Annotated in this window: 31 protein-coding genes and 1 tRNA gene; 19 read left to right on the top strand and 13 right to left on the bottom strand. The window is 28.8% G+C overall.

The window, feature by feature from the left end; genetic code table 11:
- Nucleotides 1-18 precede the first annotated feature (18 nt).
- Nucleotides 19-1,098: an FAD-dependent monooxygenase gene (locus tag AC5SLZ_RS06710; RefSeq protein WP_494615515.1), complete on the top strand. Its 1,080-nt coding sequence runs from the start codon at nucleotides 19-21 to the stop codon at nucleotides 1,096-1,098.
- Between the two features lies 1 nt (nucleotide 1,099).
- Here AC5SLZ_RS06710 and AC5SLZ_RS06705 read toward each other — a convergent pair whose 3' ends face one another.
- A complete protein-coding gene (locus tag AC5SLZ_RS06705; RefSeq protein ID WP_494615514.1) occupies nucleotides 1,100-1,738 on the bottom strand; it encodes an LON peptidase substrate-binding domain-containing protein in 639 nt (212 codons plus the stop codon).
- A 49-nt stretch (nucleotides 1,739-1,787) separates the two neighbouring features.
- On the opposite strand from AC5SLZ_RS06705, the gene AC5SLZ_RS06700 reads away from it, so the two are divergent.
- From AC5SLZ_RS06700 to AC5SLZ_RS06685, 4 genes are all read left to right on the top strand, one after another.
- Nucleotides 1,788-2,639, top strand: coding sequence for a sulfotransferase domain-containing protein (locus tag AC5SLZ_RS06700; RefSeq protein WP_494615512.1), 852 nt, complete (start codon nucleotides 1,788-1,790; stop codon nucleotides 2,637-2,639).
- Between the two features lie 63 nt (nucleotides 2,640-2,702).
- Nucleotides 2,703-2,777 (top strand) — tRNA-Gly (locus AC5SLZ_RS06695).
- A gap of 13 nt (nucleotides 2,778-2,790) precedes the next feature.
- Complete coding sequence (locus AC5SLZ_RS06690; RefSeq protein WP_494615510.1) at nucleotides 2,791-4,101, top strand: tetratricopeptide repeat protein; 1,311 nt, start codon at nucleotides 2,791-2,793, stop codon at nucleotides 4,099-4,101.
- 7 nt (nucleotides 4,102-4,108) lie between these two features.
- The gene (locus AC5SLZ_RS06685; RefSeq protein ID WP_494615508.1) at nucleotides 4,109-4,453 is read left to right on the top strand and encodes a 4a-hydroxytetrahydrobiopterin dehydratase; all 345 of its coding nucleotides are present in this window, start codon (nucleotides 4,109-4,111) and stop codon (nucleotides 4,451-4,453) included.
- On the opposite strand, the gene purH is transcribed toward AC5SLZ_RS06685, so the two are convergent.
- The 6 genes from purH to AC5SLZ_RS06655 all read right to left on the bottom strand — a co-directional run bounded on the left by purH (nucleotide 4,443) and on the right by AC5SLZ_RS06655 (nucleotide 10,802).
- Nucleotides 4,443-5,978 carry a bifunctional phosphoribosylaminoimidazolecarboxamide formyltransferase/IMP cyclohydrolase gene (gene purH / locus AC5SLZ_RS06680; protein WP_494615507.1) on the bottom strand — a complete coding sequence of 512 codons (1,536 nt, stop codon included), beginning with the start codon at nucleotides 5,976-5,978 and terminating at the stop codon, nucleotides 4,443-4,445. The two genes, AC5SLZ_RS06685 and purH, sit on opposite strands and share 11 nt — an antisense overlap.
- A complete protein-coding gene (locus AC5SLZ_RS06675) occupies nucleotides 5,978-7,606 on the bottom strand; it encodes a heparinase II/III domain-containing protein (RefSeq protein ID WP_494615506.1) in 1,629 nt (542 codons plus the stop codon). Before AC5SLZ_RS06675 ends, purH begins: the two co-directional genes overlap by 1 nt.
- A gap of 4 nt (nucleotides 7,607-7,610) precedes the next feature.
- Complete coding sequence (gene rpe, locus AC5SLZ_RS06670) at nucleotides 7,611-8,270, bottom strand: ribulose-phosphate 3-epimerase (RefSeq protein ID WP_494615505.1); 660 nt, start codon at nucleotides 8,268-8,270, stop codon at nucleotides 7,611-7,613.
- A gap of 28 nt (nucleotides 8,271-8,298) precedes the next feature.
- The gene (locus AC5SLZ_RS06665; RefSeq protein WP_028036070.1) at nucleotides 8,299-8,655 is read right to left on the bottom strand and encodes a YggT family protein; all 357 of its coding nucleotides are present in this window, start codon (nucleotides 8,653-8,655) and stop codon (nucleotides 8,299-8,301) included.
- Between the two features lie 78 nt (nucleotides 8,656-8,733).
- Nucleotides 8,734-10,542, bottom strand: coding sequence for a sodium:solute symporter family protein (locus AC5SLZ_RS06660; RefSeq protein ID WP_494615503.1), 1,809 nt, complete (start codon nucleotides 10,540-10,542; stop codon nucleotides 8,734-8,736).
- The gene (locus tag AC5SLZ_RS06655) at nucleotides 10,542-10,802 is read right to left on the bottom strand and encodes a DUF4212 domain-containing protein (protein WP_028036068.1); all 261 of its coding nucleotides are present in this window, start codon (nucleotides 10,800-10,802) and stop codon (nucleotides 10,542-10,544) included. The genes AC5SLZ_RS06660 and AC5SLZ_RS06655 overlap by 1 nt, the downstream gene beginning before the upstream one ends.
- 131 nt (nucleotides 10,803-10,933) lie before the next feature.
- On the opposite strand from AC5SLZ_RS06655, the gene AC5SLZ_RS06650 reads away from it, so the two are divergent.
- Nucleotides 10,934-11,557 (top strand): hypothetical protein, encoded by a 624-nt coding sequence (locus AC5SLZ_RS06650; protein WP_028036067.1) that lies wholly within the window; start codon nucleotides 10,934-10,936, stop codon nucleotides 11,555-11,557.
- Here the strand turns inward: AC5SLZ_RS06650 and acs are convergent.
- From acs to tsaD, 3 genes are read right to left on the bottom strand one after another with little or no spacing between them, the layout of a single operon-like run.
- On the bottom strand, nucleotides 11,554-13,644 hold the full coding sequence (gene acs, locus AC5SLZ_RS06645; RefSeq protein WP_494615501.1) for an acetate--CoA ligase: 2,091 nt from the start codon (nucleotides 13,642-13,644) through the stop codon (nucleotides 11,554-11,556). The two genes, AC5SLZ_RS06650 and acs, sit on opposite strands and share 4 nt — an antisense overlap.
- A 13-nt stretch (nucleotides 13,645-13,657) precedes the next feature.
- Complete coding sequence (locus AC5SLZ_RS06640) at nucleotides 13,658-14,071, bottom strand: EVE domain-containing protein (RefSeq protein WP_028036065.1); 414 nt, start codon at nucleotides 14,069-14,071, stop codon at nucleotides 13,658-13,660.
- Nucleotides 14,071-15,144: a tRNA (adenosine(37)-N6)-threonylcarbamoyltransferase complex transferase subunit TsaD gene (gene tsaD / locus AC5SLZ_RS06635; protein ID WP_494615499.1), complete on the bottom strand. Its 1,074-nt coding sequence runs from the start codon at nucleotides 15,142-15,144 to the stop codon at nucleotides 14,071-14,073. Before tsaD ends, AC5SLZ_RS06640 begins: the two co-directional genes overlap by 1 nt.
- A gap of 56 nt (nucleotides 15,145-15,200) precedes the next feature.
- Between tsaD and hemC the strand changes: the two genes are divergently transcribed.
- The 7 genes from hemC to AC5SLZ_RS06600 all read left to right on the top strand — a co-directional run bounded on the left by hemC (nucleotide 15,201) and on the right by AC5SLZ_RS06600 (nucleotide 19,597).
- Nucleotides 15,201-16,118, top strand: coding sequence for a hydroxymethylbilane synthase (gene hemC, locus AC5SLZ_RS06630; protein WP_028036063.1), 918 nt, complete (start codon nucleotides 15,201-15,203; stop codon nucleotides 16,116-16,118).
- Nucleotide 16,119: 1 nt separating this feature from the next.
- The gene (locus AC5SLZ_RS06625; protein WP_028036062.1) at nucleotides 16,120-16,818 is read left to right on the top strand and encodes a uroporphyrinogen-III synthase; all 699 of its coding nucleotides are present in this window, start codon (nucleotides 16,120-16,122) and stop codon (nucleotides 16,816-16,818) included.
- 2 nt (nucleotides 16,819-16,820) lie between these two features.
- Nucleotides 16,821-17,906 (top strand): mechanosensitive ion channel family protein, encoded by a 1,086-nt coding sequence (locus AC5SLZ_RS06620; RefSeq protein WP_028036061.1) that lies wholly within the window; start codon nucleotides 16,821-16,823, stop codon nucleotides 17,904-17,906.
- Nucleotides 17,903-18,193: a YggT family protein gene (locus AC5SLZ_RS06615; protein WP_028036060.1), complete on the top strand. Its 291-nt coding sequence runs from the start codon at nucleotides 17,903-17,905 to the stop codon at nucleotides 18,191-18,193. The genes AC5SLZ_RS06620 and AC5SLZ_RS06615 overlap by 4 nt, the downstream gene beginning before the upstream one ends.
- A 9-nt stretch (nucleotides 18,194-18,202) precedes the next feature.
- Complete coding sequence (locus tag AC5SLZ_RS06610) at nucleotides 18,203-19,048, top strand: bifunctional 5,10-methylene-tetrahydrofolate dehydrogenase/5,10-methylene-tetrahydrofolate cyclohydrolase (protein ID WP_028036059.1); 846 nt, start codon at nucleotides 18,203-18,205, stop codon at nucleotides 19,046-19,048.
- An 81-nt stretch (nucleotides 19,049-19,129) separates the two neighbouring features.
- Complete coding sequence (locus AC5SLZ_RS06605; protein WP_028036058.1) at nucleotides 19,130-19,333, top strand: hypothetical protein; 204 nt, start codon at nucleotides 19,130-19,132, stop codon at nucleotides 19,331-19,333.
- Between the two features lie 3 nt (nucleotides 19,334-19,336).
- Entirely contained in the window at nucleotides 19,337-19,597 is a 261-nt protein-coding gene (locus AC5SLZ_RS06600) for an SHOCT domain-containing protein (protein ID WP_028036057.1), read from the top strand.
- Between the two features lie 2 nt (nucleotides 19,598-19,599).
- Here the strand turns inward: AC5SLZ_RS06600 and AC5SLZ_RS06595 are convergent, their stop codons facing one another.
- The 3 genes from AC5SLZ_RS06595 to AC5SLZ_RS06585 form a co-directional block, all read right to left on the bottom strand.
- Nucleotides 19,600-20,643 (bottom strand): MBL fold metallo-hydrolase, encoded by a 1,044-nt coding sequence (locus tag AC5SLZ_RS06595; protein ID WP_034412095.1) that lies wholly within the window; start codon nucleotides 20,641-20,643, stop codon nucleotides 19,600-19,602.
- Nucleotides 20,644-20,676: 33 nt separating this feature from the next.
- Nucleotides 20,677-21,603 (bottom strand): PQQ-dependent sugar dehydrogenase, encoded by a 927-nt coding sequence (locus AC5SLZ_RS06590; RefSeq protein ID WP_494616230.1) that lies wholly within the window; start codon nucleotides 21,601-21,603, stop codon nucleotides 20,677-20,679.
- Nucleotides 21,604-21,738: 135 nt separating this feature from the next.
- The gene (locus AC5SLZ_RS06585) at nucleotides 21,739-22,449 is read right to left on the bottom strand and encodes an SDR family oxidoreductase (RefSeq protein WP_028036054.1); all 711 of its coding nucleotides are present in this window, start codon (nucleotides 22,447-22,449) and stop codon (nucleotides 21,739-21,741) included.
- Nucleotides 22,450-22,476: 27 nt separating this feature from the next.
- Between AC5SLZ_RS06585 and AC5SLZ_RS06580 the strand changes: the two genes are divergently transcribed.
- From AC5SLZ_RS06580 to AC5SLZ_RS06555, 6 genes are read left to right on the top strand one after another with little or no spacing between them, the layout of a single operon-like run.
- Nucleotides 22,477-23,967, top strand: a complete 1,491-nt coding sequence (locus tag AC5SLZ_RS06580) for a cryptochrome/photolyase family protein (protein ID WP_494615495.1) — start codon at nucleotides 22,477-22,479, stop codon at nucleotides 23,965-23,967.
- Nucleotides 23,967-24,296, top strand: coding sequence for a hypothetical protein (locus tag AC5SLZ_RS06575; protein WP_028036052.1), 330 nt, complete (start codon nucleotides 23,967-23,969; stop codon nucleotides 24,294-24,296). Before AC5SLZ_RS06580 ends, AC5SLZ_RS06575 begins: the two co-directional genes overlap by 1 nt.
- Before the next feature lies 1 nt (nucleotide 24,297).
- Complete coding sequence (locus tag AC5SLZ_RS06570) at nucleotides 24,298-24,420, top strand: DUF2256 domain-containing protein (protein ID WP_080658516.1); 123 nt, start codon at nucleotides 24,298-24,300, stop codon at nucleotides 24,418-24,420.
- Nucleotides 24,417-24,833, top strand: coding sequence for a YqaA family protein (locus AC5SLZ_RS06565; RefSeq protein ID WP_028036051.1), 417 nt, complete (start codon nucleotides 24,417-24,419; stop codon nucleotides 24,831-24,833). The genes AC5SLZ_RS06570 and AC5SLZ_RS06565 overlap by 4 nt, the downstream gene beginning before the upstream one ends.
- Nucleotides 24,834-24,836: 3 nt before the next feature.
- Nucleotides 24,837-25,553, top strand: a complete 717-nt coding sequence (locus AC5SLZ_RS06560) for a type 1 glutamine amidotransferase (RefSeq protein WP_494615493.1) — start codon at nucleotides 24,837-24,839, stop codon at nucleotides 25,551-25,553.
- The gene (locus AC5SLZ_RS06555; protein WP_028036049.1) at nucleotides 25,553-25,774 is read left to right on the top strand and encodes a hypothetical protein; all 222 of its coding nucleotides are present in this window, start codon (nucleotides 25,553-25,555) and stop codon (nucleotides 25,772-25,774) included. Before AC5SLZ_RS06560 ends, AC5SLZ_RS06555 begins: the two co-directional genes overlap by 1 nt.
- The last annotated feature ends 15 nt before the right edge of the window (nucleotides 25,775-25,789 follow it).

The raw sequence follows: 25,789 nt of genomic DNA, 5'->3' as shown, positions 1-25,789 counted from the left end.
GTTAAAATTAAAAATATTATGACAGTTTGTATACTTGGTAATGGATTAACAGCATTAACTTTGGCTAAGGCTCTTGTTAATTGTGAAATTGATGTTGATTTATTTTCCGATAAAAAAAATTATAAAATAAATGACCCAAGGACCATTGGCATTTCAAAAAATAATATCAATTTTTTTAACAGGAATATCATTAATATTGAAAAAATTATTTGGAAGTTAAAAAAAATCGAAATTTTTTCAGAAAATTTAAAAAAAGAAAATCTAATAAACTTTCAAGCAAATAAAGATCAACTTTTTTCAATTCTAAAAAATCAGAAATTATATGAGTTGTTAGAGAAAGATTTATCAAAAAATAAATTTTTTAAATCTAAATTTTATAATAAAAAAAAGTCCTTCTTGTTAAATAGATATGAACTAATAATTAATTGTGATCATTCTAATTTTATTTCAAATCGATATTTTAATAAAAAAATTATTAAAAAGTATGATAGTATGGCCTTCACTACTATTATTAAACATGATCAAATCATAAATGATAGTGCTCTTCAAATTTTTACAAAAAATGGACCTTTAGCTTTTTTACCAATTTCGAATAAAAAGACTTCTGTGGTCTATTCCATCCATAATTCTAAAAATCAAAAAAAAGAATATATAGAACAATTGATAAAAAATAATAATTTAAAGTATAAAATTAGGGATATAGAAAAAATTAATAGTTTTGAGTTAAAGTCATTAAACCTGAGATCTTATTACCATAAAAATATATTAGCATTTGGTGATTTGCTGCATAAGGTACATCCGTTGGCAGGCCAAGGTTTCAATATGACTATTAGAGATATTAAAATTCTTTTAGATATTATTAAAAAAAGGATCGATGTAGGTCTGTCTTTAGATGGCTCTGTAAACTCTGAATTCCAAAAACAAATAAAGCATAAGAATTTTATTTTTTCAAATGGAATAGATCTAATTCATGAATTCTTTAATTTTGAGAGAAAAATGAAGTCAAATCTTTTAAGCAAGTCAGTTAAAATTATTGGTAATTACCCGCTTATTAATAAAATGTTTACTAAGATTGCTGATAGAGGTATTTTATTTTAGTTTATTGAATAGTTGTATTGTTAAAAACGTCATAGGTATAAGTACTTAAGATCTCTGCTATTTTATTTTTTCTTATTTTGAGATTTTCTGCTTCTAGTAATACTTGTTTTTCTTCCAGAGAAAATGGTGAGGCCATTGCCAAAGCATTTATAGTTTCATCTAAACTTTGTTTTTCTAGCTCTTTCCAATTGATTATAAAACCTCTTTTTTCAAATAATAATTTAAGATCTTTAAAAATTAATTCTAAGTCAGAAAACTTAATTTGTTCTTTTTTCTCATCAAGATCTTTATCAAAATCATTAAAATCAACTTCATATTCTCTATATTTTTTATTAGATTTAATTTCTTGAATAAGATTAAATCTAATTAAACCTTTTAATTCAATCATAAATCTTCCATCCTCTGTTTCCTTAAAACTTGTTATTTTACCCAAGCAACCAATTTTATGTAAAACAGGAGGAGTGGTTTCATTAATTATTTTCTTTGGTTGAATCATTCCAATAAATTTGTTTGATTTCATACTATCATTAATCATATCTACATATCTTGGTTCAAAAATATTTAATGGTACGGTCGTTTTAGGAAAAATAATAAAATTACTTAAGGGAAAAACTGGAATTATTTTTGGAAAATCTTTCATCATATATTAATAACAAAAAATTTATTAATCATCTATAGTATTTATTAATATGATTTTTTGGATAGCTTCATACCCCAAAAGTGGAAACACTTGGTTGAGAACACTAATTAGTGCTTATTACTATTCTAAAGACGGTATATATAAAGAAAATTTAATTAAAAATATTGGCCAATTTCCTGAAAAAAAACATTTTCAAGGATTTAATTATTTGTCACAGGTTACAATTGATACCACTAGATTCTGGTTAAAAGCTCAAGAAAAAATTAATGAAGATAAAAAACTAAGATTTTTTAAAACTCACAATGTATTTGGATCAATTAATGAACGAAAATTTACAAATAAAGAAAACTCTATTGGATGTATTTATATAGTAAGAGATCCTAGAAATGTGATTACCTCTTTAAAAAATCATTATGAGTTAGATTACCCAGATGCATTATCATGGATGCTAAACTCAAAAAAATTTATTCATGATTATGAAAATTTGCAAGAATATGGTGATTTTCAATTCATTAGTTCTTGGGAAAATAATTATAAATCCTGGAAATCCCAAAACGAGTTACCAGTGAAGATTATCAAATATGAAGATTTGATGGATAAAACTTATGTAGTTTTTACAGAAATAATTGAGTTTATTAATAAAACAATTAAAAATAGAGAAAAAATTAGTAAATTAAAGATTAAAAATTCTATAAATTCTACATCTTTCCATAAGCTTAAAACTCATGAAAAAAAATTTGGTTTCTCAGAATCGGTTAAGTCAAAAAAAAACAATAAGCAGATTCCGTTTTTCTTTTTAGGACCAGATAATAATTGGAATAAAATTTTGGATGATGAGCTTAAAAATAAACTTAATAAAGTTTTTGATAAAAATTTAAAAGAATTATCTTACTTAGAATAGTGTAATATAATTTGTTTCTTGCTTAATTGTAAAAAAGCTACTATTTTCAGGTTTATATCATAAGCGGGCATAGCTCAGTGGTAGAGCGTCTCGTTGCCAACGAGAAGGTCGAGGGTTCGACCCCCTTTGCCCGCTCCATTTTAAGATTTAAATGATAAAAAATAAAAATTTAAATGTTAAAGAACTCTTTAAGCTAGGTTTTAAGAATCAAAAATTAAAAAATTTTCAAGAAGCTATAAAATTCTATAATAGAGTTATAAAAATTGATCCTACTGTAGTATTCACATATTATAATCTTGGTATTATCTTTGAGCAACTAAGGGATATTAGGCAAGCTGAAATATATTATAAAGAAGCTATCAAAGTAAAACCATTATTTATTCATTCTTATAATAATCTAGGAATTATGTCTCAGAATCAAGGACAAAAAGAAAATGCAATTAAATATTTTAAAAGAATTATAGAGATAGATCCAAAATATTATAGTGGTTATAGCAACCTAGGTTTGGTTTATGCAAGTTTAGGAATGTATGATGAAGCTTTAAATAATTATCTTAAAACACTTGAATTTGATGAAAATAATTTAGTTGCTACAAAAAGTATTATATTTTTGTTAACTTATTTCAAATCTGACAATAATCATTCATTAGTTGGATTAAATAATGATCTAAGACAATTGCAAAATAAGTTTATTTTAAAAGATTTGTTAAAATCAGAAAATTTAAACTATGTTTTAAAAAATGCGCTTAAGATCGTAAAAAATAAATCAATCAATATTAATGATTTATCATTTTTTGAAACACAAGCCTATAGAAGGAATCCCATAGATCTTAATTGTGAAAGTCATCATAATGTATTTAATACATCTAACATAATACCAAAATTTTGTTTTGGGTGTTTTAAAATACAAATTGAGCCTCAAAATGTTTTAGATTTAATAAGATTATTTTTTATTTTTGATGATTTAAATTTATCCAAAAACAATCAAAGGAAATGTATGGTTGAATTTAGAAATCAAATTCCTGGTTTATATAAAGGAATGATTTATTGTTCCAGTTTACAAGAAGCAAAAAAAATTTCAGAGGATCTAAAAACAAAATTAAAAATCCTTTTAAATGTTAAAGTTAGTATAAAAAGAGGATGCTCAGAATTTTATGATGTATTCCCAAAATTTAAAATTATTGACGAAAAAGAAAAAGATTTCATGAATTTTAATGAAGATTGGGAAAAAATTGAGGAAAATTCAGCTATAAAGAAAAATTTTAATACTATTAAGTTCAACAATTCTATTTCTGGTTTATCAATATCTGACTTTTTAATAATTAATCAGTGGCTGAATTATGCAAAGAATATTAATGATTTAAGTTATAAAAATCTTGATATAGAATTTTTAGACTCTAAATTTATAAATCAAAAAATGATAAATCAGATTGAATTTCGTAAAAAAGAATTTGCAAAATAATATATTAATGACAGATCTAACTAAAAAAAAATGTGTGCCTTGTGAAGGTGGGTTAATTCCTTTTGATGTATCTGAAATACACAAATATCAAAAAAAAGTGGATGGTTGGGATGTTATTAAAAATGAAAATAATATATTTTTTCTATTCAAAAAATTTAATTTTAAAAACTTTTTAGATAGTCAAAACTTTATCAATAATGTTGGCAAAATATCTGAAGATGAGGGGCATCACCCAGATATATCATTTGGTTGGGGATATGCAGAAATTAAAATTACAACTCATGCAATAGAAGGATTGTCTGAAAATGACTTCATTTTAGCAGCAAAAATAGATCGGTTAATCAATGTCTAAAATGTCTTGTTCTAGAAAAGACTAAAATTGTTTCAGTTTCGTTTGCAAATTTAATTATCTCTTTGTCTCTAATAGATCCTGAGGGTTGTATAACAGCGGTAACACCTGATTGAACTAATTTTTCAATTCCATCTACGAATGGAAAAAATGCATCTGATGCTGCAACGATTTCGTTATTTGTATTCATAAATTTTTTCATTTTATTTATTGCAATTTGACAGCTATCCAATCTGCTAGGTTGGCCAGAGCCAATTCCTGCTGTTGTTCCATTTGCTGCTAGTACTATTGCATTAGATTTTACATATCGACAAATATTAAATGCAAAAATAAGATCTTTCATTTGTTTAGAAGTTGGTTTTTTTTTAGAAACAACTTTAAAATCATTTTTATTAAACTTTTTTAAATCTTCTGTTTGTATTAATAATTCCTCATTAGAAGATATAAATCTTAATATTTCTTTAAAAGAATAGTTGGTAGCATCAATTAATCTTAAATTTTTTTTTCTTTTTAATAATTTTAGTGCATCTTTATCGAAGCCATTAGCAATAATCACTTCAAGAAATAATTTATTTAATTCTGACACTAAATTTTTATTTATTTTAAAATTACATGAAACAATTCCACCAAAAGCACTAATAGGATCACATGCTAGAGCAGATTTATAACTTATAAGAGGATTTTTATTTATTGAAACTCCACATGGGTTAGCATGCTTAACTATGACAGTGCCAATGTTTTTTGGTAACGATTTTGATATAGTTAAAGCTGAAAATATATCATTATAATTATTGTAACTAAGCTGTTTTCCGTGAATCTGATTTATTTTCAAAGAATTATTTTTTGAATATATTCCGCTCTCTTGATGTGGGTTTTCCCCATAACGTGGAGTTTCAATTAGATTAGTGTGGAAAACCTTCTTTTTTGGAAAAATTATATTATTTTTTTTATTAAAATAATCAGAAATAACAGAATCGTAATAAGCAGTTTCTGTAAAGGCAATTCTGGATAATTTCTCTCTAAATTTTAAGGATGTTGAGCCTTTATTTTTTTTTAACTCTTCAATGAGTTCTTCATATTGATTTGATGAGGTAATAACAGTCACATCCTGATAATTTTTAGCTGCTGATCTGACCATTGTTGGACCACCAACATCAATGTTTTCAATTATTTTTTTGTGATTTTTTGTATTTTTTAATGTTTCTTGAAATGGGTAAAAGTTTACAACTACTAAATCAATATTTTCAAAATTATTATTTTTTAAGTCTTTTAGGTGAACTTTACTATTTCTCTTGTTCAAAATTCCTGCATGTATTTTTGGATGAAGAGTTTTTACCCTACCTTCTAGAATTTCAGGCGAATTTGTAAATTCAGAAACTTCTAAGCAATGAAATTTTAGTTTTTTAATTTCTTTATATGTGCCACCTGAACTAATAATTTTTATATTATTTTTTTTTAAAGATATAAGAAGAGGCTTTAAATTTTTTTTATCTGATACAGAAATAAGAGCTGTTTTTATTTTTTTCATTACAGTTTAGTAATTTCCCATTTTATAGTTTGAGTCTTTTCTTTACATATTCCTGATATACATATGTTTTGATTTTCTTTGTATGAATTTTTAATACCTAAATATAGTCCATTATCAATGTTTATATCAAAATTTTCACTATTAAATTTCCAACCCTCATCTTCTAGCTCTATTAGAATTGATTTATTATCCTGAGTTTTCATTACTTTTGAGCTTGGATCTAGGTGAAATCTTATATCAAATTTAATATCTTTTGATTTATCTTTTCTTAATAATTTATCAAAACCAATAAATTTCATTTGCTCTGGGTAAAATTCTATTTCTCTCTCATGAATGGTTTTAAACTTTTTTAGATAACCATCATGTGATCCTGATATTTTCCAATAATTATCTTCAGATACAATATTCTTCTTAATTATTTGAATGCCTTCTTTAATCAATATATTTGATTTGTTCAATTTTTTATAATCACAAGAAGAATGATCTTCAATTGATAAAGTGCTTTGTAAAGCTGTGCTTTTTGAGAGTTTATATAATTTATTTGCTTTATCAGCAAAGTATCCAGAATTTGTTATTAGTTTTTTACCATTTGAGAAGATTTCAAATGAAAGAGCTCCTGATTGATAAAATTTTGAAAAATTATTGCTAGGACTTTCCCCAATATCCATTGTTAATATAATTTTTTTATTTTTAAGAATGGCATAACCTGCAATTTCTTTATTTTCATTTTTAAATGCATATCCAAATCTTTTTAGATATTGATCAAACTCATTATTATTGGAAATATAATTCCCATTAAATAGAATATCTTGATTAATATTTTGCCAAATGAAAGCATAGTTTTGGCCAAGATAATATATTATTTCATCAATATATTCTGGAATTGTGTTTTGTGACTCTTTAAACCACTCCCTAATAATTATAAAATATTTTAAGTAAAAAATAAGTTGTTTTATATTTCTAGATTTAGGAAAACCATTATTGCTAATTGATGATTTTATTATTTTTTTTAAAAGGTTTAGCCCATTATTAAGATATTTATTATGATCTTTATAAGCCAGACCTGTTAAAATAATCGCCGCACATCCAATAACTTTATTTTCAACTTCTGACAAATTTTTTATTTCATTTAAAAGATGGTTTGTTTGTTTTTGAATGGCTTGATTAAATCTTTTTTTAAAACCTTCATTACAATCTTCATAAGTTAATTGATGATTGGATAGCCAGGAAATTATTCTTTTAGAAGTAATATCAAAATCCCAACTTTTTTTATTATATTTATTGTTTTTGTTAATCCAATTATCAACAACTGTTTGAGTTACTTTTTTTGATGATTTCAGATCTAAACTAAAGAACCAAAAAAAATTATTTAATTTTTCAAACTCTCTATAATTTAGATTTTTTTGCCAAATTTCTTCTAAAGCAAAATCTTCAATTTTATATTTTTTTTTTTGATATTTTACTATTGAGGATAGTAGATATGGACTTGGTTTATATTCAAAAGTAATATTTTTGGTTTTAGATATTCTTTTATCGTAAAAATTAGAGCTTTGATAAAATTCTTTTAAATTTTTTTTTAAATCAAAATAAAATTGGCTAAAGTTATTAGTAAAATTATTAATGATCATTAACTTATTTTAATTTTAATAAATCAATATTTTTTTTAATATCTCCATTATTACTTTTAAAAACAGTTGTTCCTGAAACAAGTATGTTGGCACCAGCCTCAATCGCCGATTGACAATTATCAAAATTAATCCCTCCATCAATTTCAATATCAAAATTCATATTTTTTTCAGATTGAATTTTTTTTAGTTGTTTAACCTTATCTAAGACTTCAGGCATAAACTTCTGGCCCCCAAATCCTGGATTTACACTCATTACTAAAACTAAGTCTATTTTATCAAGGTAGTTGATAATTAGATCAATTTTGGATTCTGGATTAAGTGAGACACCAACTTTTTTATTTAAGTTTTTAATCTTTAAAATTGATTCTCTCAAATTATCTGTTGCCTCAGGATGAATTGTAATAATGTCAGCCCCAGCATTTGAATATGCTTCAATATATTTGTGAACAGGAGATATCATCAAGTGAACATCAAATTGAATAGAGCACTGTTTTCTCAAGGCCTTGATTACTGGTGGCCCTATAGTAAGATTTGGAACAAAATGACCATCCATAACATCTACATGAATCATATCTGCACCACCTTCTTCAAGTCTTTTGATTTCATTGCCTAATTGACTGAAGTCAGCTGATAATATTGATGGTGAAATTTGTATTTTTTTCATTAGTTGCCAAACCTACTAGTATCAATTTTTAAAATTTAATTGAATTAAATAATTGATAAATTTGTTTGGAAATTTCACTTTCTAAAGGAAAGGATAGCATACCCATTACAGAATAGCCTAAGATCCAAGGCATAAAGTAAAATCTAATCATATAAAAGAACCATGCAACATATAATGGAACAAGAGGTGCTATAATGAAAGATGGGGTTATAGGTTTAAATATTTTTAAAAGTGGATTGGTATATTTTACAAATATCTTCATAAAAAAGAATTCAGAATCCTCTTTTTGAAAAATATTCATCGCAACTCTTCCTATTAAAGTCCACATAATTACTCCTAGAAGGTAATCTACAAAATAGACCAAAGGATGAAAGTTTGCTGACATTAATAAATTTATATTGGAAAAGAGATTAAATTAAAAGGGGCGAAATTAATCGCCCCTCTAAATTAAGATTTGATAGTTCTACTTACCAGTAACAGTTCTACCGGTTGGTATACGAACTTCATCAACCATTTTTTGAGTTGCTTTATCTGGTGCTTGAGTCATTAAACTCACAACAACCATAGCAACTAAACTAACACCAGCTCCAAAGATACCAAATGTTAACTGAGTAAGTCCTAAGAACCCACTTCCTCCAGTTCGTACCCAAACTAGGTACCAAATAGCAGAAGCAAGACCTAAAACCATACCAGCAATAGCACCTTCTCTGTTAGCTCTCTTCCACCATACACCAAGTACAAGTGGGAAGAACAAACCGGACATCGCAAAGTCAAAAGCCCAGATAACCGAACCTAAGATTCCTTGGATTTCCATTGCTGCAATAGTTGCTCCAGCAAAACCAATTACTACAAGTAATACCCTTGCAACAAGAAGTCTTTTTGCAGTTTCTGCTTTTGGATCTATCATCTTATAATAAACATCATGAGAGATCGCATTAGCAATTGCTAGAATTAAACCATCAGCAGTTGACATTGCAGCAGCCATACCTCCAGCAGCAACCAGACCTGAGATTACATATGGTAATCCAGCTATTTCTGGTGTTGCTAACACAACTGCTTTACCGCCCATGAAAAACTCATTTAATTCAAGAGTTCCATTACCGTTAAAGTCGCTGATGAACATCAAGTTTGCACTGTTCCAGTTTTGGAACCAGTCCAATGCTTGAACTTCAGCAAATGATTTACCAATAATACCCGTAGATAAAGTTGGATCAATCAACGATAGTTTAGATAGTGTTGCTAACATTGGTGCAGAAGAATACAGAAGGAAGATAAAGAATAAAGACCAACCAACTGATTTTCTAGCTGCTTTCACACTTGGAGTAGTAAAGTATCTCATCATCACGTGTGGTAATGATGCTGTTCCCATCATCATCGCCAATGCTAATGAAATAAATGCCCAAGGTGTTGCGTTTACTGCAGAGTGAGCTTTAGTTATTCCAGCTAACCCTTTAGGTACCGTTGCTAGATCAGCAGCAGAGTTTTTAACAAACCCAAACTGTTGTTCCAACTCACCAATTCTAGCCACTTCATCAGCTAACATAAAGTGAGGAAAGAAACCTGCACCCATTTTGTTACTGATCCAAAAAATTGGAAGTAAGTAAGCTATAATTAGCACTATGTATTGTGCAACCTGTGTCCAAGTTACCGCTCTCATACCACCCAGCATTGAACAAAGTAAAATACTTATAAGTCCAATATATACTGCGTATTTGAAGTCGATATCTAGAGCAACAGAAGCAATAGTACCTGTAGCATTAATTTGTGCAGTCACGTACGTGAACGAAGCAACAGTTAAAACTATTACCGCACATAGTCTTGCTAAATTACCACCGTATCTTGTACCTACAAAATCTGGAACTGTGTAACAGCCAAATTTTCTTAAGTATGGTGCTAATAAAGTTGCAACTAATATGTAACCACCAGTCCAACCAACAAGTAGTGCCATATAACCATAGCCTTTGAAGTAAATACCACCTGCCATTGCAACGAATGAAGCACCAGACATCCAGTCTGCTGCTGTTGCCATTCCATTGAATACAGTAGGCACTTGTCTTCCAGCTACGTAATACGCATCTGCTTGAGCTGTTCTTGATAGATAACCAATTAAAGCATAGATGAAGATCGTGAATGCTACAAAAGCAACACCTATTGCTTTAGCAGTCATACCCATCTGCTCACCAATTGCCATTAAGATTATAAAACCTATAAATCCTCCAGTATAGATTCCATAAACTTTTGGCAAATTGTCTATAAATTTACCTTTAATCATTAATTATCTCCTCTTTCGTTGAAGCCGAATTCTTCATCGATTTTCTCTTGCCTATTTGCAAACCAGAAACATAAGATTACAAAAATTCCTAGAGATCCCTGACATGTAAACCAATATGTCCATGGATATCCGAAAGGTCCAGTAACCTCATTCATTTCAGCTGCAAAAAGGAAGATGCCAATTGAGAATACAAACCAAATTGCCAATGTTACAAATAACAGTGACCTGGTTTTTTCCCAGTGTTTTTCTGCGTTTGACATTTATACCTCTCTTTTTAGTTATAACTGTGAAAACCATAACCATTCTAGAGGTTTTGAAAAGGTGAAAATTGTTCATAATTGGTGCTTAATTACTTACTTTTTGAGGTATAATTGTCTCAAACAACGGTTTTATGCAAAAATATAAATTATCTTGGAAAGATTTATCATTTAAAGATTTTAAAGTTTATTTATTTGCTTTGTTTAAAGCTTTCATTCCAAAGAAAAAAATAAAAAATTTAGATGAACTTGAGCACTTTATTCAAACTAAATCTGCATGGGTTACCCAAGTTACTTTGTATAGTTATTTAAAGACTCGAATGGGAACCAGATACGTTCTTCATTTTGATAATGATGTTTTCATGTCCTCAGTTAATCTAGCTAAATGGAATATTTATTCTATAGCACTTCAAGATTTAACTTTTTTTACCTTTTCATATTTAAAAGTTAATTTTAATTATCAAGACACTAATCAAGCTAAAGAAATTTTTAATAAAATTTTAGATGATGAAATATCTAATAAAATGCCATTTGACATAGTTGAGGAAGCAAAAAAAAGTTTTTATGAAAGATTTCAAAATTTAAATTGGGAAATTTATTATAAAGATCTTCCATTTAATCCAAGTGCATTATCATTATATAAATGGGCACCAATAGCTGAAGAGCTTAAGAGTTTAGATAGAAAGATTGTGTTAAATTCTATGATCTTAAAGTGGGATATTATTAGAGATGAATTTAAAAAGTTAATAGAATTTTAAATATTTTTTCTATTATCAACTAAACTCTCAACTACACTTGGGTCAGCTAAGGTAGTTGTATCACCTAATTGTCCATGTTCGTTGTGTGCAATCTTTCTTAAAATTCTTCTCATTATTTTTCCTGATCTTGTTTTTGGAAGCCCTGGAGTAAAATGAATTAGATCTGGAGTAGCAAGAGGCCCTATTTGTTTTCTAACCCATAATTTTAAATCTCTTTCGAGATCACCCGATTCTCTCTCACCCACATTTAAAGTTACATAACAATAAAGCCCATTACCTTTTATGTCGTGGGGATATCCAACAACAGCTGCTTCAGCAACTTTTGGATGAGCAACAAACGCACTTTCTATTTCAGCAGTACCAAGATTATGACCTGATACAATAATTACATCATCAACTCGACCTGTTATCCAATAGTATCCATCTTTATCTCTTCTACATCCGTCACCAGTAAAATATTTTCCATCAAACTGAGAGAAATAGGTGTCAATAAATCTTTGGTGATCTCCATAAACAGTTCTCATTTGACCAGGCCATGATTGAGCAATACATAGTTTGCCTTCTCCCGGACCTTTAATTTCAACACCTTTTTTATCAACAAGTACAGGCTTTATACCATAAAATGGTTTAGTAGCTGATCCAGGTTTTAAGTCTATAGCACCAGTTTGAGGAGCAATCATTATTCCCCCTGTTTCTGTCTGCCACCATGTATCAACAATGGGGCATTTGGAATTTCCTATTGTCTTAAAGTACCACATCCAAGCTTCTGGATTAATCGGTTCACCAACAGTACCTAACAACTTTAAAGATTTTCTTGATGTTTTTTTAACCGGTTTATCTCCTTCACGCATTAGTGCTCTTATAGCTGTGGGAGCAGTGTAAAAAGTATTTACTTTATATTTATCAATAATTTTCCACCACCTTGAGGAATTTGGATAATTAGGTATTCCCTCAAACATAACTGTAGTTGCTCCATTAGCAAGTGGACCATAAATTATATAACTATGACCGGTGACCCAACCAATATCGGCAGTACACCAATAAATATCTTTGGGTTTATAGTTAAAAATATATTGATGTGTCATTGAGGCATAAACCATATAGCCACCTGTCGTATGCAAAACTCCTTTAGGCTTTCCAGTTGAACCTGAGGTATACAAAATAAATAAAGGATCTTCAGCATTCATTTCTTCAGGTTCACATTCATTTGAAACATCTTTAATTAAATCGTGATACCAAACATCTCTTTTATTATTCCAAAAAACATAATTTCCAGTCCGTTTAACAACAATACATTTTTTAACGTTTGGACATTTTTCTAATGCTTCATCTGTTGTGTATTTAAGCGGAATTGTTTTTCCTCCTCTAACACCTTCATCAGCTGTTATTATATATTCAGATTCACAATCATTTACTCTTCCAGAAATCGAGTCAGCTGAAAATCCACCAAAAATAATTGAGTGAACTGCACCAATACGAACGCAAGCCAGCATTAAAATTGCGAGCTCAGGAATCATTGTTAAATAAATAGTAACCCTGTCTCCTTTTTTGATTCCTAATTTTTTTAAGCCATTTGCTGCTTTAGAGACTTTCTCATGAAGTTGTTTGTAGGATATTTTTTGACTATCTTTGGGATCGTCCCCAACCCATATTATTGCTGTTTTATCTTTTTTATCTTTTAAGTGTCGATCAATACAATTTGCAGAAGCGTTTAAAGTTCCATCTTGAAACCATTTGATCTTAACTTCTTTAGAGCTGTATTTTACATCTTTAATTTTTTTGTATGGTTTTATCCAAGTAATTCTTTTTCCTTCTTTTCTCCAAAACTCATCATTATTTCTAATTGACTTTAAATACTTATCTTTATATTTAGCTTTTGAAGCTAAACTATTTTTAACCCACTGAGGTTTCGTTTTAATAATAAGCTCTTTTGGATTTCCATTAAAAATTTTACTAACAATTTTTTTTTTAACTTTAGTTTTTTTAGTTACTTTTTTAATAACTTTTTTTTTAACTTTAGTTTTTTTAGTTACTTTTTTAATAACTTTTTTTTTAACTTTAGTTTTTTTCTTTTTTTTTAATGGCATGAAATTTTTATATTTAAATTTTACTCATGTTATTTAATATTTTCCAGCTTTTAGAGTCTATAGGCATTACAGATAATCTGCTTTGTTTAATTAGAGCTAAATGGCTTAATTCCTTTGATTTTTTGATATCTTCAAGAGTTATTGGAGATGATAATTTATCTTTAAATTTAACTGTAACCGCTACAAAACGCCCTGATTTATCGGTTTTGTCTAGGTATGCTTCCTTGATTACCTCTACAATTCCAACAATCTCTTTTCCAATATTTGAATGATAAAAAAAACAAAGATCTCCTTTTTTCATATTTTTTAAATTTTTAGCAGCTTGATAATTTCTTACACCATCCCAAGGAGCACCTTTAGCGCCTGCTTTTTTTTGCTGATCAATAGACCAAACATCGGGTTCTGATTTCATCAGCCAATATTTCATTATAATTGTACTCCTGCTCCTTTAAGAAAAGCAGCATTTTCATCTAAAGGCCATCTTGGTTTTGCCGGATGATCTAAATTATCAAATTGTTTTAATTTAAACTTTTCTAACCCAACCATAGCAATCATTGCAGCATTGTCTCCACAAAATTCAATTGGTGGAAACATACTTTGATAATTTTCTTCATCACATAAATCAACTAACATAGATCTTATTTTTTTATTAGCCGCTACTCCTCCAGCAACTACAAATATTTTTTTCTCTACATTGTTTTGTTTTTCAAATTCAGAGAATGCAATCTTGGTTTTTTTATATAAAATTTGCTCAACTGTTTTTTGAAAAGAAGCAGCAAGATCAAATTTTTCCTGATCTGTTTTTATATTTTTTGTTATTCTTAAAATTGCTGTTTTAAGTCCTGCAAAAGATAAGTTACATCCTCCTTTATTAAAAATTGGTTTTGGTAAATCATATTTATTAGGATCACCTTTTTCTGCCAATATTTCTATTTGAGGCCCACCTGGAAATTCAACTCCTAAAAGTTTTGCAGTTTTATCAAATGCTTCACCTAAAGCATCATCAATTGTTGTTCCTAATCTTTTATATTTGCCTAACCCTTGAACATTTAGATATTGTGAGTGACCACCTGAAATTAATAAAAGCAAATATGGATAATCTAGATTTGAATTTATTTTTGGACTAAGAGCATGACCCTCTAAATGATTGACTGCTATAAATGGTTTGTCCAAAGCAGAAGCAAATGCTTTTCCAAAACTTAGACCGACAGACAAACATACTATCAACCCTGGGCCAGCAGTTGAGGCTACCGCATCAATTTCTTCAATCTTTCTTCCACTATCATCAATTGCCTTTTGAACAATCCAGTCAATTTTTTCCATGTGAGATCTTGCTGCTAATTCAGGAACAACCCCTCCAAATTCTTTGTGGACATCAACTTGGCTTGAAACAACATTTGATAAAACCACTGGTATTCCTTGCTCATTTTCAGTAATTATAGATGCTGCTGTTTCATCGCAGCTAGATTCAATTCCAAGAATTAAAGGTTTTTTACTCATTCAAATAGTTTTTATTAATTGTACAATCTCAATACAAGTAAGAAATATATTTATTTATGCAGAGAAAATTTATCATTGGATCAAGAGGTAGTAAGTTAGCATTAATCTATGCTCAAAATGCTAAAAATAAGATTATTCAAAATACAAATTTAAATGAAGACGATGTGGTAATTAAAGAAATAACTACAAAAGGAGATCAGGTTCAAGATATAAGATTATCAGAAGTAGGTGGAAAAGGTTTGTTTTCAACAAATATAGAAAAAGAACTTCAAGATAAAAAAATTGATATAGCAGTTCATGCATTAAAGGACATGCCAGCGATTGAAACTGATGGTTTAAGAACAAATACTTTTTTAAAAAGAAACGATCCAAGAGAAATTTTAATAACTAAAGATAAAAAAAAACTCAAAGAATTAAAATCTGATTCAGTAATTGGAACATCATCTTATAGAAGAGAATTTCAAATTAAAAAAATTAGATCAGATGTTAATTGTAAACTTATTAGAGGTAATGTTGATACAAGAATTAAAAAACTTAATGATGGTTTGTATGATGCAATAATATTATCTTATGCAGGAATTCAATCTTTAACAATAGAAGATAAAATTACTGAAGTGTTTTCAACTGAAGAAATAATTCCAAGCGCTGGACAAGGAATAATTTCTCTTCAATGTCGAAATGATGATGAAGAAGTTATTTCAGTTTTAGATAAAATTAATGACCAAGAAACATACCAAAGAGCCCATGCTGAAAGAAATGTTCTTAAAGTTTTAGAAGGTGATTGTGAAACAGCTGTGGGGGCTCATTCTATTATTCAAGGAGATGAAATTGTTTTAGAAGCAGAGCTTTTTTCTTTAGACGGTAGCCAGAGATTTTATGAAAAAAAATCTTCAAAAATTGTAAATGCAGAAGAACTTGGTAAAGATGTGGGGCAAATATTAAAAACAAAATCAAATAACTCTTATAAAAGATAATATGCATATTTTATTAACTAGACCTTTAGAAGATTGTTCTGAAATGATTATGAAATTTAAATCATTAGGACATCAAGTTTCTCATCTCCCATTATTGAATATTGAAAAAATAGATTATGAGCAGATTAATTTTTCAGATTATAAAGGCATTATCTTCACAAGTGCAAATGCTGTCAGACATCTAGATCATAAAAATATTGATAAAAATCTTTTATGTTTTTGTGTGGGAAGTGCTACTGAAAAAAAAGCAAGAAGTACTGGTTTTCAAAACGTAATAGCTGCAGAGGGAAATGTTGAGAATTTAAAAGAGCTAATTTTACAAAACTTTAATCAAAAAGATGGTCAACTAATTTATATAAGTGGAGAGATGATCTCAGTTGACTTAGATCAACAATTAACAAATGAAGGATATAGCGTTAAGAGAATAGTTAATTATAAAACTATTTATAATCAAAAATTTGATAATAATTTTGTTAAAGAATTAATGCTAAAAATACCAGACATGGTCTATATTTATTCTCAAAATAGCGCTTTAAGTTTCTTAAATTTCATAAAAATAAATCAATCAGAAAGCCTTTGGATGAATACTAATTTGATGTGTATTGGTGAAAAAACCTCATCTATATTGAATGAAATTAAGTGGAAGAAGATATTTCTTTTTAATCCTGGAGAAGAAGAGTTTTTGTTATATAAAATTTAGCTATGGAAATAATAAATAATTTTTCAGACATATTTTTTTCAGTTTGGAAACAAGGAATTCTTGGTGTTGATATTTTTCAAATATTAATTGGCATTGGGATATTTTTTATTTTTTTAGTTTTTAGAGGATTAATTAGCAAGCTTATTATAAAAAAATTAGAAATAATCTCAAAAAGAACATCCAATAAATTAGATGATACTTTTGTTAATGCTCTGGTTGGACCTGCAAGATTTTTACCAATAGTTCTTGGTTTTTTTATTGCAAGTTATTACATGACTTTTTCAAGTGAAGGCCGAGAGGTTGTAGATACTATTAATAGAACTTTAATAACTATTTTAATTTTTTGGGTTATTCATCAAATCATCGAACCTATTTCTTACATATTAAGTGGACTAGATAAACTTTTAACTAGGGAACTAATTGGATGGATTATTAAATCTCTAAAAATTTTAATTTTTATATTAGGGTTGGCAGCAGTTTTAGAGTTATGGGGAATAAAAATTGGTCCAATTATTGCTGGACTTGGATTGTTTGGTGTAGCAGTTGCATTAGGTGCTCAAGATTTATTTAAGAATTTAATTTCTGGAATTTTGGTGTTAGTTGAAAAAAGATTTAAAATTGGAGATTGGATTTTAGTCGAAGGAATTATTGAAGGAACAGTTGAAAATATTGGATTTAGATCTACTTCAATTAGAAAATTTGATAAATCACTAGCAATCATTCCTAATTTTCAGTTTGCTGAAAATGCAGTCGTAAATGTTAGTGAAACTTCTAATTGGAGAATAAGGTGGATAATTACTCTTCAATACGACTCAACTATTGAACAGCTTAAAAAAGTAAGAGAAGAAATAGAAAATTATATAAACAACAGCGAAGATTTTGATAAATCAGCAGGCGTTGCAGTTAGAATTGAAAAATTCTCAGATAGTTCAATTGATATATTGGTAAGATGTTTTACAGACTCTAATAGTTGGAGCAACTCTCTTGAAGTTAAGGAGAGATTGGCAATTGAAATAAAACAAATAGTTGAAAAAAATGGAGCTTCTTTTGCTTTTCCAAGCCAATCGATTTATATCGAAAAGAAATGATAGCAATTTTTTATCTGGTTCTACAAATTTTAAAACTTTACTCCTACGTAGTCATAGCAAATGTTTTAATAAGTTGGTTGGTTGCTTTTAATGTTTTAAATACTCAAAACAGATTTGTTTATTCTGTTCTAGAACTAACTTATCGTTTAACTGATCCGATTTTGTATAGAATTAGACGTTTTTTACCTAATTTAGGTTCGTTAGATATATCGCCAATTATTCTTCTACTATTGATTTGGTTTATTGAAATGTGTATGAAGCTGTACATTGCACCAATGATTTTTTAAGGAAATTAAATGATATTAATAGATGGAAAAAAAGCTGCAGCAGAACTGAGAGAAGAACTTAAGCAAGAAGTAGCTGAACTAAAAACTAAATATAACAAAGTCCCAGGTTTAACAGTAATTTTAATTGGAGATATGGCTCCGAGCCAAATTTATGTTCGTAATAAGGAAAAATCTGCCAACGAAGTAGGTTTGAAATCTGAAGTAATTAGATATCCAGACTCTGTCGAAGAAAAAACCGTATTAGAAAAAATTGAAGAATTAAATAATGATGAAACTGTTTCAGGAATTTTAGTTCAACTTCCATTACCTAAACATATTGATAAACAAAAAGTTATTGAAACAATCACGCCCTCAAAAGATGTGGATGGTTTTCATCCTATGAATGTGGGAAATTTGTCATCAGGATATGAAAGTTCTGTGCCTTGCACTCCACTTGGGTGTTATTTAATGATTAAAAAGATTGAACCAAATTTAAGTGGTAAAAAAGCAGTTGTAGTTGGAAGATCTAATTTAAATGGAAAACCAATGACACAACTTCTTCTTAAAGAAAACTGTACAGTAACAATTACACATTCAAGAACGAAAGATTTAAAAGCAGAATGCTTGGAGGCAGATATTATAGTTGCAGCAGTAGGTATTCCAGAACTTGTTAGAGGTGATTGGGTTAAAAAAGATGCCATTGTAATTGATGTTGGTATCAATAAAACTGAAAACGGTATAGTAGGAGATGTTGCATTTGATGAGGTTTCTAAAGTTGCTAAAGCCTTAACACCAGTTCCAGGTGGAGTAGGACCTATGACAATAGCATGTTTATTAAAAAATACTGTCGAGTGTTTTAAAAGATCACAAAAATAAACACTTTTTCATTAGTAAGTTTTATTGTCTCAAATTGATAAAACTTCATTAATTTCTTTTTTTATTTGATAAGGTTTCTCAATGAAAAAACCTCCATATGAATATCGAATTGGAATAATAATGATACTGCTCACTGCAGTTCCAATTGGAGCAACCCAGTTAGGTTGGTATTTTTATGGTAAACAAGTTGGTTTTGACTTTGGTATGATAGCTGGAACTTTTTCTGTAATTTTAGCTGGTTATTTAATGTACCAAAAAGGCTGGCGTGATGAGGATGAAGATTAACTTATGGAAAAAATAATTTTTTTTGGTTTAGCTATTCCAATTCTTGGGTTCGTGTTTTATTTAGGTGGAACAGCCATTATGAAAGGCTTTAAAGCTAAAGTTGAGAATAGACCTGAAAAACCTGAAGAAGAGCAACAAATAGATCGACAACCAAATAGCGATAATCTTAGTAATGAAATCACAAAGTTAAATGAATTACACCAAAGTGGTGTGCTTACCCAAGAAGAATTTGAAAAAGCAAAAAAAAAATTATTAGATAACTGATTTTAATCTAATATTTTTTTTATAGAGTTAATTTCTCCAATTTTAAAAGTTATTGCGTCTTCTTTTTTAAAACCAAATTTTTCAGCATTTTCTTTAAATCGAATAGGAGGTTGCATTATAGGCTCAAGAGATAAAACAAAAGTTCCCCAGTGCATACCCAATACTTTTTTACTTTTTAAATCTTGCGCAACATTAAGGGCCTCTTCAGGAGTAGTGTGATAAATAGATTTGTCAAACATCGGTCTAAAATCATATGCTCCAATATTAATCATTGTAATATCGATTGGACCGTATTTTTTCCCAAGTTCTTTATAAATATTTCCGTATCCAGTATCACATGCAAAAAATATTTTTTTATTTTTATATTCAATTAAAAAATTACCCCATAAAGTTTTGTTAGCATCAGTCAGACTTCTTTTTGACCAATGGACTGCAGGTAAGAATGTAATCTTTAAATCATTATTAATTTTTATTTCATCATACCAGTCCATTTCGTTAACATCTTTGTATCTTTTGAAATATTTACCAAGTTTAAGAGGAAGCAAAACCTTTGCATCTTTATAGGGAAATCCTCTAATAGTTGACATATCTTGGTGATCATAATGATTGTGTGTAAGCAGAAATACATCTGTTTTTGGAATTTCTTTTAATTGAATAGCTGGCTCAACATATCTTTTTGGACCAAATATCAAAGGTCCTGCATTGTTTGAAAAAACTGGATCTGTGATAATTGTTGTTTCACCTAATTTAATTAAGAATGTGGCATGCCCTATCCAAGCAATATAATCATCATCTTTAAATTTCTCTAAATTTTCTTTAACAATTTTTTTATCGATGACATGATCTTTTGGAACAGTAATATCAATTTTCTTTTTTTCTTTAATAAATGTCCTATAGGAAAATTTTACATCATTTGCTCTAACCGGAGATCCTTCAGGATTCCTAAAAGTTCCATCTGGCAAATGATGATAAGGTCGTTTTTCCATTGCAATTAGCTCAATATTAAAAAAAAGAATGATTAGTAGAAAAGATATTAATTTTTTCATTATTTATTCTAAAATCTTTCTCTAGTTTAGCTGTTAGTTTTTTTCCATTAGCCATAAAGCTTCTTCTCCTAAAAAGTAAATCTTTCCATTATCTGGATGCACTTGTATGTCTCTTATTCTTCCAATTTTATTTTTAAAAATGATATCTTCTTTAACATTTGACAAGTCATTAAATATTAATTTTCTTAATGATTGATCTCTTAGAGAGGTAATTAAAGCATGTCCATTCCACTCACTGAATTCTTTACCTTTATAAATTGTTATCGCGCTTGCAGCAATTGAGGGCACCCAGTATTGAATAGCTTTAGTAAAGCCGGGTTTCCATTTTGGCCCAATTTTAGTACCTGAATAATTTTTCCCACCCCATCCTAATATCTTCCAACCATAGTTTTCACTTTTTTTTGCTTCACCAAACCAGTCACCACCTCTCGCTCCATGATTGCTTAAATAAATTTTTTCATCATAAGGAGATAGTGCTAATCCCTGTGGGTTTCTAACACCTATTTGATAAATTTCTGGTAACCAATCTGATTTACCATCAAACTTTGGATTATCTTTTGGAATGCTACCATCAGTGTGAATTCTTATAATACTACCTGGGTGTTTTGTAGGATCTTGTGCAATCATTCCCATTCCTCTCTCGCCAGCAGATGCATAAAGATATTTACCTTTAATTGCTAACCTAGAGCCAAAATGATAGCCTGAGTCTATTGGTGGGTTTGCTTGAAATATATTTTTAAAATTTAATTCGTCTTTATTTAATACTGCTTTAGCAATTGAAGTGCTTGTTTTTCCATTACCTCTATCTTCAGAATACGAAACCCAAACACTATTATCTTGGTAAATAATATCTAATAATCCACCTTGCCCAATATTTAAAAAATTTAGGTTGTGCTCAACTTCAAATATATTTTTTGATTTAATATTAACTATTTTTATTTTTCCATCTTTTTCAGTTATAATTATTTCATCATTATTAATAAATGTGGAACCCCAGGGTTCATCTAATTTTGTAATTTTAGTAAAAGAATAATCGTCAGAATAACTTACTGAAGAAAAAAAAGAAAAAAAATTAATAAAAAATATTTTCTCACTTTAAGATAGTTTTGATCTACCACCGTCAACTGCAATAATTTGACCTGTTATCCAGGAACTGTCTTCAGAAATTAAAAACTTTGCAAGAGAAGCTGAGTCTTTTCCTTCACCCAATCTTTTTAGTGGATGAGCTTTTGTAATACCTTCTGCTATTGTAGTATTTTTAAGCATTGGTTCAGCAATCTTTGATTTTGTTAGGCTTGGTGCGATACAATTCACTCTTATATTTGGGGCAAATTCTGCCGCGAGAGAAACTGTTAACCCCTCAACAGCGGCTTTAGCCGATGCAATAATTGCATGGTTTGTAAACCCTCTTTGAGCTGCAACTGTTGAAAATAAAACAATAGAGCCCTTGTTTTTTTTTAAACTTTCTTGATATCCTTTAATAGCTTCTACAGCTGAATAAAGATTTAATTTCATACATTTATTAAAATCTTGTTCGGTAACCATTCTTAATGGTTTTAAGTCAATTGAACCCACGCAGTATGCAATTCCTTTTATCTCAGAAATATCTGCTTTAACTTTTTCAATAAAACCTTCTTCTAAAACATCAGCAACTGTAAATGTGCAACCTAATTTTTCTGCAATAGAACTTACCTCACTTTCATTTCTTGCAATTAAGTGGATATCATTTCCAGAATTTTTTAATTGTTCAGCTAAACTTGAACCAATAGAACCAGTCGCACCAAAGATTAGATATTTTTCTGACATAAATTTTTTAATTAGTTATATTTAACTATGAAATTATTTTTTATACTTGGTAATCAATTATTTCCATTAAAATACTTAGACCGCTTCAAAAAGGATCATGTGTTTTTTATGGCTGAAGATAGTGGATTATGCACTTATGAAAAACATCATAAGCAAAAAATACTGCTATTCTTATCTTCTATGCGATCATATGCAGATGGTCTTAAAAAGAATAGGTTTAAATTAGATTACTTAAAAATAGAAGATAAAGATTTTAAAGATGACTATTTAAAGAAATTAAAAAAAATAATTAGTCAAAAAAAAATAACTGAAATTACGAGCTTTGAGATTGAAGATAAATTTTTTGAAAAGAAAATTTCACAATTCCTAAAAAAAGAAAAAGTTAAATGGAATATGGTTCAAACACCCATGTTTTTAAATTCTAGAGATGAATTTAAAAATTATTTGGGAAAATCCAAAAAACCCTTTATGGCGACATTCTACAAAGAAGTTAGGAGAAAATCTGGAATTCTAATGGGTGCTGATGGAAATCCTATTGGAGGTAAATGGAGTTTTGATGAAGATAATAGAAACAAACTACCTAAGGATATTTCAATTCCAAAATTTCCAAAAATTAATGAAACTAGTCATACTAAAAAGCTAAAACCAATTATTGAAAAATTATTTAAAAATCATCCAGGAAGCACAAATAACTTTTGGCTTGCAACAGAATATGAAGACGTTGTTAAACTTTTAAATTTTTTTATAAAAGAAAAATCAAATTTATTTGGCGATTATGAAGATGCTGTTAATCAAAAAGACAATATTTTATTTCATAGTGCATTAAGCCCGTACATTAATTTAGGATTGATAACCCCTGAAATTATCATTCAAAAAATTTTAGAATTTCATAAAAAACACAAAATTAGAATGAACTCACTTGAAGGTTATATTCGTCAAATAATAGGCTGGAGAGAGTTCATGCGTGGAATTTATCAAGGTTACTCTGATGAAATGGAAACAAAAAATTTTTTCAACCATGAAAGAAAAATGAAAAAGTCTTGGTATGAAGGCACAACAGGTTTGCCACCATTGGATCATGCAATTCAAAATGCAGTTAATCATGGATGGTCTCATCACATAGAAAGATTAATGATCTTATCTAACATAATGAACCTTTGTGAAATTAAGCCCACAATAGTTTATAAATGGTTTATGGAAATGTTTGTAGATTCATCTGACTGGGTAATGGTTCCAAATGTTTATGGGATGGGTCTATTCAGTGATGGTGGAATTTTTGCAACCAAACCTTATATCTGTGGATCTGCTTATTTTATGAAAATGATGGATTTTAAAAAAGGGGATTGGTGTAATACGATGGATGGATTGTATTGGAGGTTCATTGATCGAAATAGAAAATTTTTTTTAACAAATCCAAGATTATCAATGATGGTCCGTATCTTTGATAAAATGAAAGATGAACGAAAAAAGTTAATTTTATCTGAAGCGGATAAATTCATAAAGTTGAATACTGTATAATGTATATTTCTATTACAGGCATCAAAGTAAGAGGTTTTTTTGGTATGTTAAAATTTATGAGGTATTCGATGCCAAGTTTTACCGCAGCAAGAAAAGCAAATGGAAATTTGTTTTGTGAAGCAAAAAAGATCAACGGATATCATCACACTCTAACAGCTTGGGAGAATAAGAGTAAAATGATAGATTATTTAAAAGGCAAGCATCACGCATTAGCAATGAAGAATTTTAGATATATTGGAACTGGTTCTGTTCATGGGTATGAAGATAAGATTATACCAAATTGGGATGATGCAATAAAAAAATGGAAAGAAAATTTTAAAGAAATTTAAATTGAAAAAAGAAAATCTACCTTCAAAAATCTGTCCTGTTTGTAAAAGACCATTCGTTTGGCGTAAAAAATGGAAGCTAAATTGGGAAAAGGTAAAGTATTGTTCGAAGAAGTGTTCTAAGTGATTTACTTATCTTTATTCATTGTATCTTTATTAGCTGCAACCATTTTACCATTTTCATCTGAGTTTACATTAGCGGGGTTAATGGCCACATCAAATTATGAAAATTCATTTTTGCTAATCGTTGCTAGTTTTGGGAATGTTCTGGGATCTATTATTAACTGGGCTTTAGGATTTTACTCAAGAAATCTTACTTCAAAAAAATGGTTTCCATTCAAGGAAACAAAAATAGAAAGGTCATCAAAATGGTTTACCAAGTTTGGTAAATGGTCATTATTATTTGCTTGGGTGCCTATTATAGGTGATCCACTAACTTTAGTTGCAGGTTTATTGAGGGTTAGATTTTTGGATTTTATTATTTTAGTAGCTATTGGAAAAGTAAGTAGGTACCTTGTTATTTTCTATTTGATTGGTTAAGAGATGAATATAATAGTTTTGCAACACATAAAAATTGAAGACCCAGGTTATATAAAAGATTTAATGTTAGCTGATGGTTTAAAATTAACCACCATAGAGCTAGATGAAGGTGAAAAAATTCCAAAAGATCTAAGTAAATTTGACGGAATGTTTTGTATGGGTGGCCCAATGGATACCTATATGGAAAAAGAATATCCTTGGTTAATTGAAGAAAAAAGAGCAATTAAAGAATTTGTTGTTAATTTAAAAAAACCTTATTTAGGTTTTTGTCTCGGTTGTCAGTTATTAGGTGAAGTAGTGGGCGGTAAAGTAGTTAAATCAAATTCAGCAGAAATTGGTATTATGGATATCAATTTTTCAAAAAAAAAAGATGAAGATAAATTATTTTCTAAATTTCCAAATCAGATTAAAAGTTTGCAATGGCACTCTTATGAGGTTCAAGGGATAGAGAATAATAAAGATATAACTTTATTAGCTTCATCTCCTATAACCAAATACCAAATTTTTAAATATCAAAATCATGCTTATGGAATTCAATTTCACATAGAAATTAAAGATACTACTGTCAATGAGTGGGGATGTGTTCCAGAATATAAAAAAGCTCTTGAAGATCAATTAGGTGATGGTGCTTTAGAAAAATTTGATAATGATGCAAAAGATAATATGCTTGATATGAATAATTATTCCAAAATTCTTTATGAAAATTTTAAAAAAATATAATGAATAATAAATTTTTTGAATGGGCTGGGGTTGTTACAGCAATTTTATACTCATTATTTGTTGCATTAAATATTGGAATAGAATTTTTTGGCTTCTGCTTATTACTTTTATCATCGATTTTAATTGGAATTTGGGCTTATAGAGGAGGCCATAAAGGAATACTTTTGTTGCAATTTTTTTATGCAACAGCTGGTATTATTGGAATGATACGTTGGTTTTAATTTAAATTGTAAAAT

The organism is Candidatus Pelagibacter sp. PS_06 (assembly GCF_059418045.1).
Note: the sequence above shows the minus strand (reverse complement) of the source record. Positions and strands in the feature narration are given on the sequence as shown.

What these genes read in the sequence shown, in the direction of transcription:
- AC5SLZ_RS06710 (WP_494615515.1), top strand. Translation starts at nt 19, where the DNA reads ATGACAGTTTGTATACTTGGTAATGGATTAACAGCATTAACTTTGGCT.
- AC5SLZ_RS06705 (WP_494615514.1), bottom strand. Translation starts at nt 1,738, where the DNA reads ATGAAAGATTTTCCAAAAATAATTCCAGTTTTTCCCTTAAGTAATTTT.
- AC5SLZ_RS06700 (WP_494615512.1), top strand. Translation starts at nt 1,788, where the DNA reads ATGATTTTTTGGATAGCTTCATACCCCAAAAGTGGAAACACTTGGTTG.
- AC5SLZ_RS06690 (WP_494615510.1), top strand. Translation starts at nt 2,791, where the DNA reads ATGATAAAAAATAAAAATTTAAATGTTAAAGAACTCTTTAAGCTAGGT.
- AC5SLZ_RS06685 (WP_494615508.1), top strand. Translation starts at nt 4,109, where the DNA reads ATGACAGATCTAACTAAAAAAAAATGTGTGCCTTGTGAAGGTGGGTTA.
- purH (WP_494615507.1), bottom strand. Translation starts at nt 5,978, where the DNA reads ATGAAAAAAATAAAAACAGCTCTTATTTCTGTATCAGATAAAAAAAAT.
- AC5SLZ_RS06675 (WP_494615506.1), bottom strand. Translation starts at nt 7,606, where the DNA reads ATGATCATTAATAATTTTACTAATAACTTTAGCCAATTTTATTTTGAT.
- rpe (WP_494615505.1), bottom strand. Translation starts at nt 8,270, where the DNA reads ATGAAAAAAATACAAATTTCACCATCAATATTATCAGCTGACTTCAGT.
- AC5SLZ_RS06665 (WP_028036070.1), bottom strand. Translation starts at nt 8,655, where the DNA reads ATGTCAGCAAACTTTCATCCTTTGGTCTATTTTGTAGATTACCTTCTA.
- AC5SLZ_RS06660 (WP_494615503.1), bottom strand. Translation starts at nt 10,542, where the DNA reads ATGATTAAAGGTAAATTTATAGACAATTTGCCAAAAGTTTATGGAATC.
- AC5SLZ_RS06655 (WP_028036068.1), bottom strand. Translation starts at nt 10,802, where the DNA reads ATGTCAAACGCAGAAAAACACTGGGAAAAAACCAGGTCACTGTTATTT.
- AC5SLZ_RS06650 (WP_028036067.1), top strand. Translation starts at nt 10,934, where the DNA reads ATGCAAAAATATAAATTATCTTGGAAAGATTTATCATTTAAAGATTTT.
- acs (WP_494615501.1), bottom strand. Translation starts at nt 13,644, where the DNA reads ATGCCATTAAAAAAAAAGAAAAAAACTAAAGTTAAAAAAAAAGTTATT.
- AC5SLZ_RS06640 (WP_028036065.1), bottom strand. Translation starts at nt 14,071, where the DNA reads ATGAAATATTGGCTGATGAAATCAGAACCCGATGTTTGGTCTATTGAT.
- tsaD (WP_494615499.1), bottom strand. Translation starts at nt 15,144, where the DNA reads ATGAGTAAAAAACCTTTAATTCTTGGAATTGAATCTAGCTGCGATGAA.
- hemC (WP_028036063.1), top strand. Translation starts at nt 15,201, where the DNA reads ATGCAGAGAAAATTTATCATTGGATCAAGAGGTAGTAAGTTAGCATTA.
- AC5SLZ_RS06625 (WP_028036062.1), top strand. Translation starts at nt 16,120, where the DNA reads ATGCATATTTTATTAACTAGACCTTTAGAAGATTGTTCTGAAATGATT.
- AC5SLZ_RS06620 (WP_028036061.1), top strand. Translation starts at nt 16,821, where the DNA reads ATGGAAATAATAAATAATTTTTCAGACATATTTTTTTCAGTTTGGAAA.
- AC5SLZ_RS06615 (WP_028036060.1), top strand. Translation starts at nt 17,903, where the DNA reads ATGATAGCAATTTTTTATCTGGTTCTACAAATTTTAAAACTTTACTCC.
- AC5SLZ_RS06610 (WP_028036059.1), top strand. Translation starts at nt 18,203, where the DNA reads ATGATATTAATAGATGGAAAAAAAGCTGCAGCAGAACTGAGAGAAGAA.
- AC5SLZ_RS06605 (WP_028036058.1), top strand. Translation starts at nt 19,130, where the DNA reads ATGAAAAAACCTCCATATGAATATCGAATTGGAATAATAATGATACTG.
- AC5SLZ_RS06600 (WP_028036057.1), top strand. Translation starts at nt 19,337, where the DNA reads ATGGAAAAAATAATTTTTTTTGGTTTAGCTATTCCAATTCTTGGGTTC.
- AC5SLZ_RS06595 (WP_034412095.1), bottom strand. Translation starts at nt 20,643, where the DNA reads ATGAAAAAATTAATATCTTTTCTACTAATCATTCTTTTTTTTAATATT.
- AC5SLZ_RS06585 (WP_028036054.1), bottom strand. Translation starts at nt 22,449, where the DNA reads ATGTCAGAAAAATATCTAATCTTTGGTGCGACTGGTTCTATTGGTTCA.
- AC5SLZ_RS06580 (WP_494615495.1), top strand. Translation starts at nt 22,477, where the DNA reads ATGAAATTATTTTTTATACTTGGTAATCAATTATTTCCATTAAAATAC.
- AC5SLZ_RS06575 (WP_028036052.1), top strand. Translation starts at nt 23,967, where the DNA reads ATGTATATTTCTATTACAGGCATCAAAGTAAGAGGTTTTTTTGGTATG.
- AC5SLZ_RS06560 (WP_494615493.1), top strand. Translation starts at nt 24,837, where the DNA reads ATGAATATAATAGTTTTGCAACACATAAAAATTGAAGACCCAGGTTAT.
- AC5SLZ_RS06555 (WP_028036049.1), top strand. Translation starts at nt 25,553, where the DNA reads ATGAATAATAAATTTTTTGAATGGGCTGGGGTTGTTACAGCAATTTTA.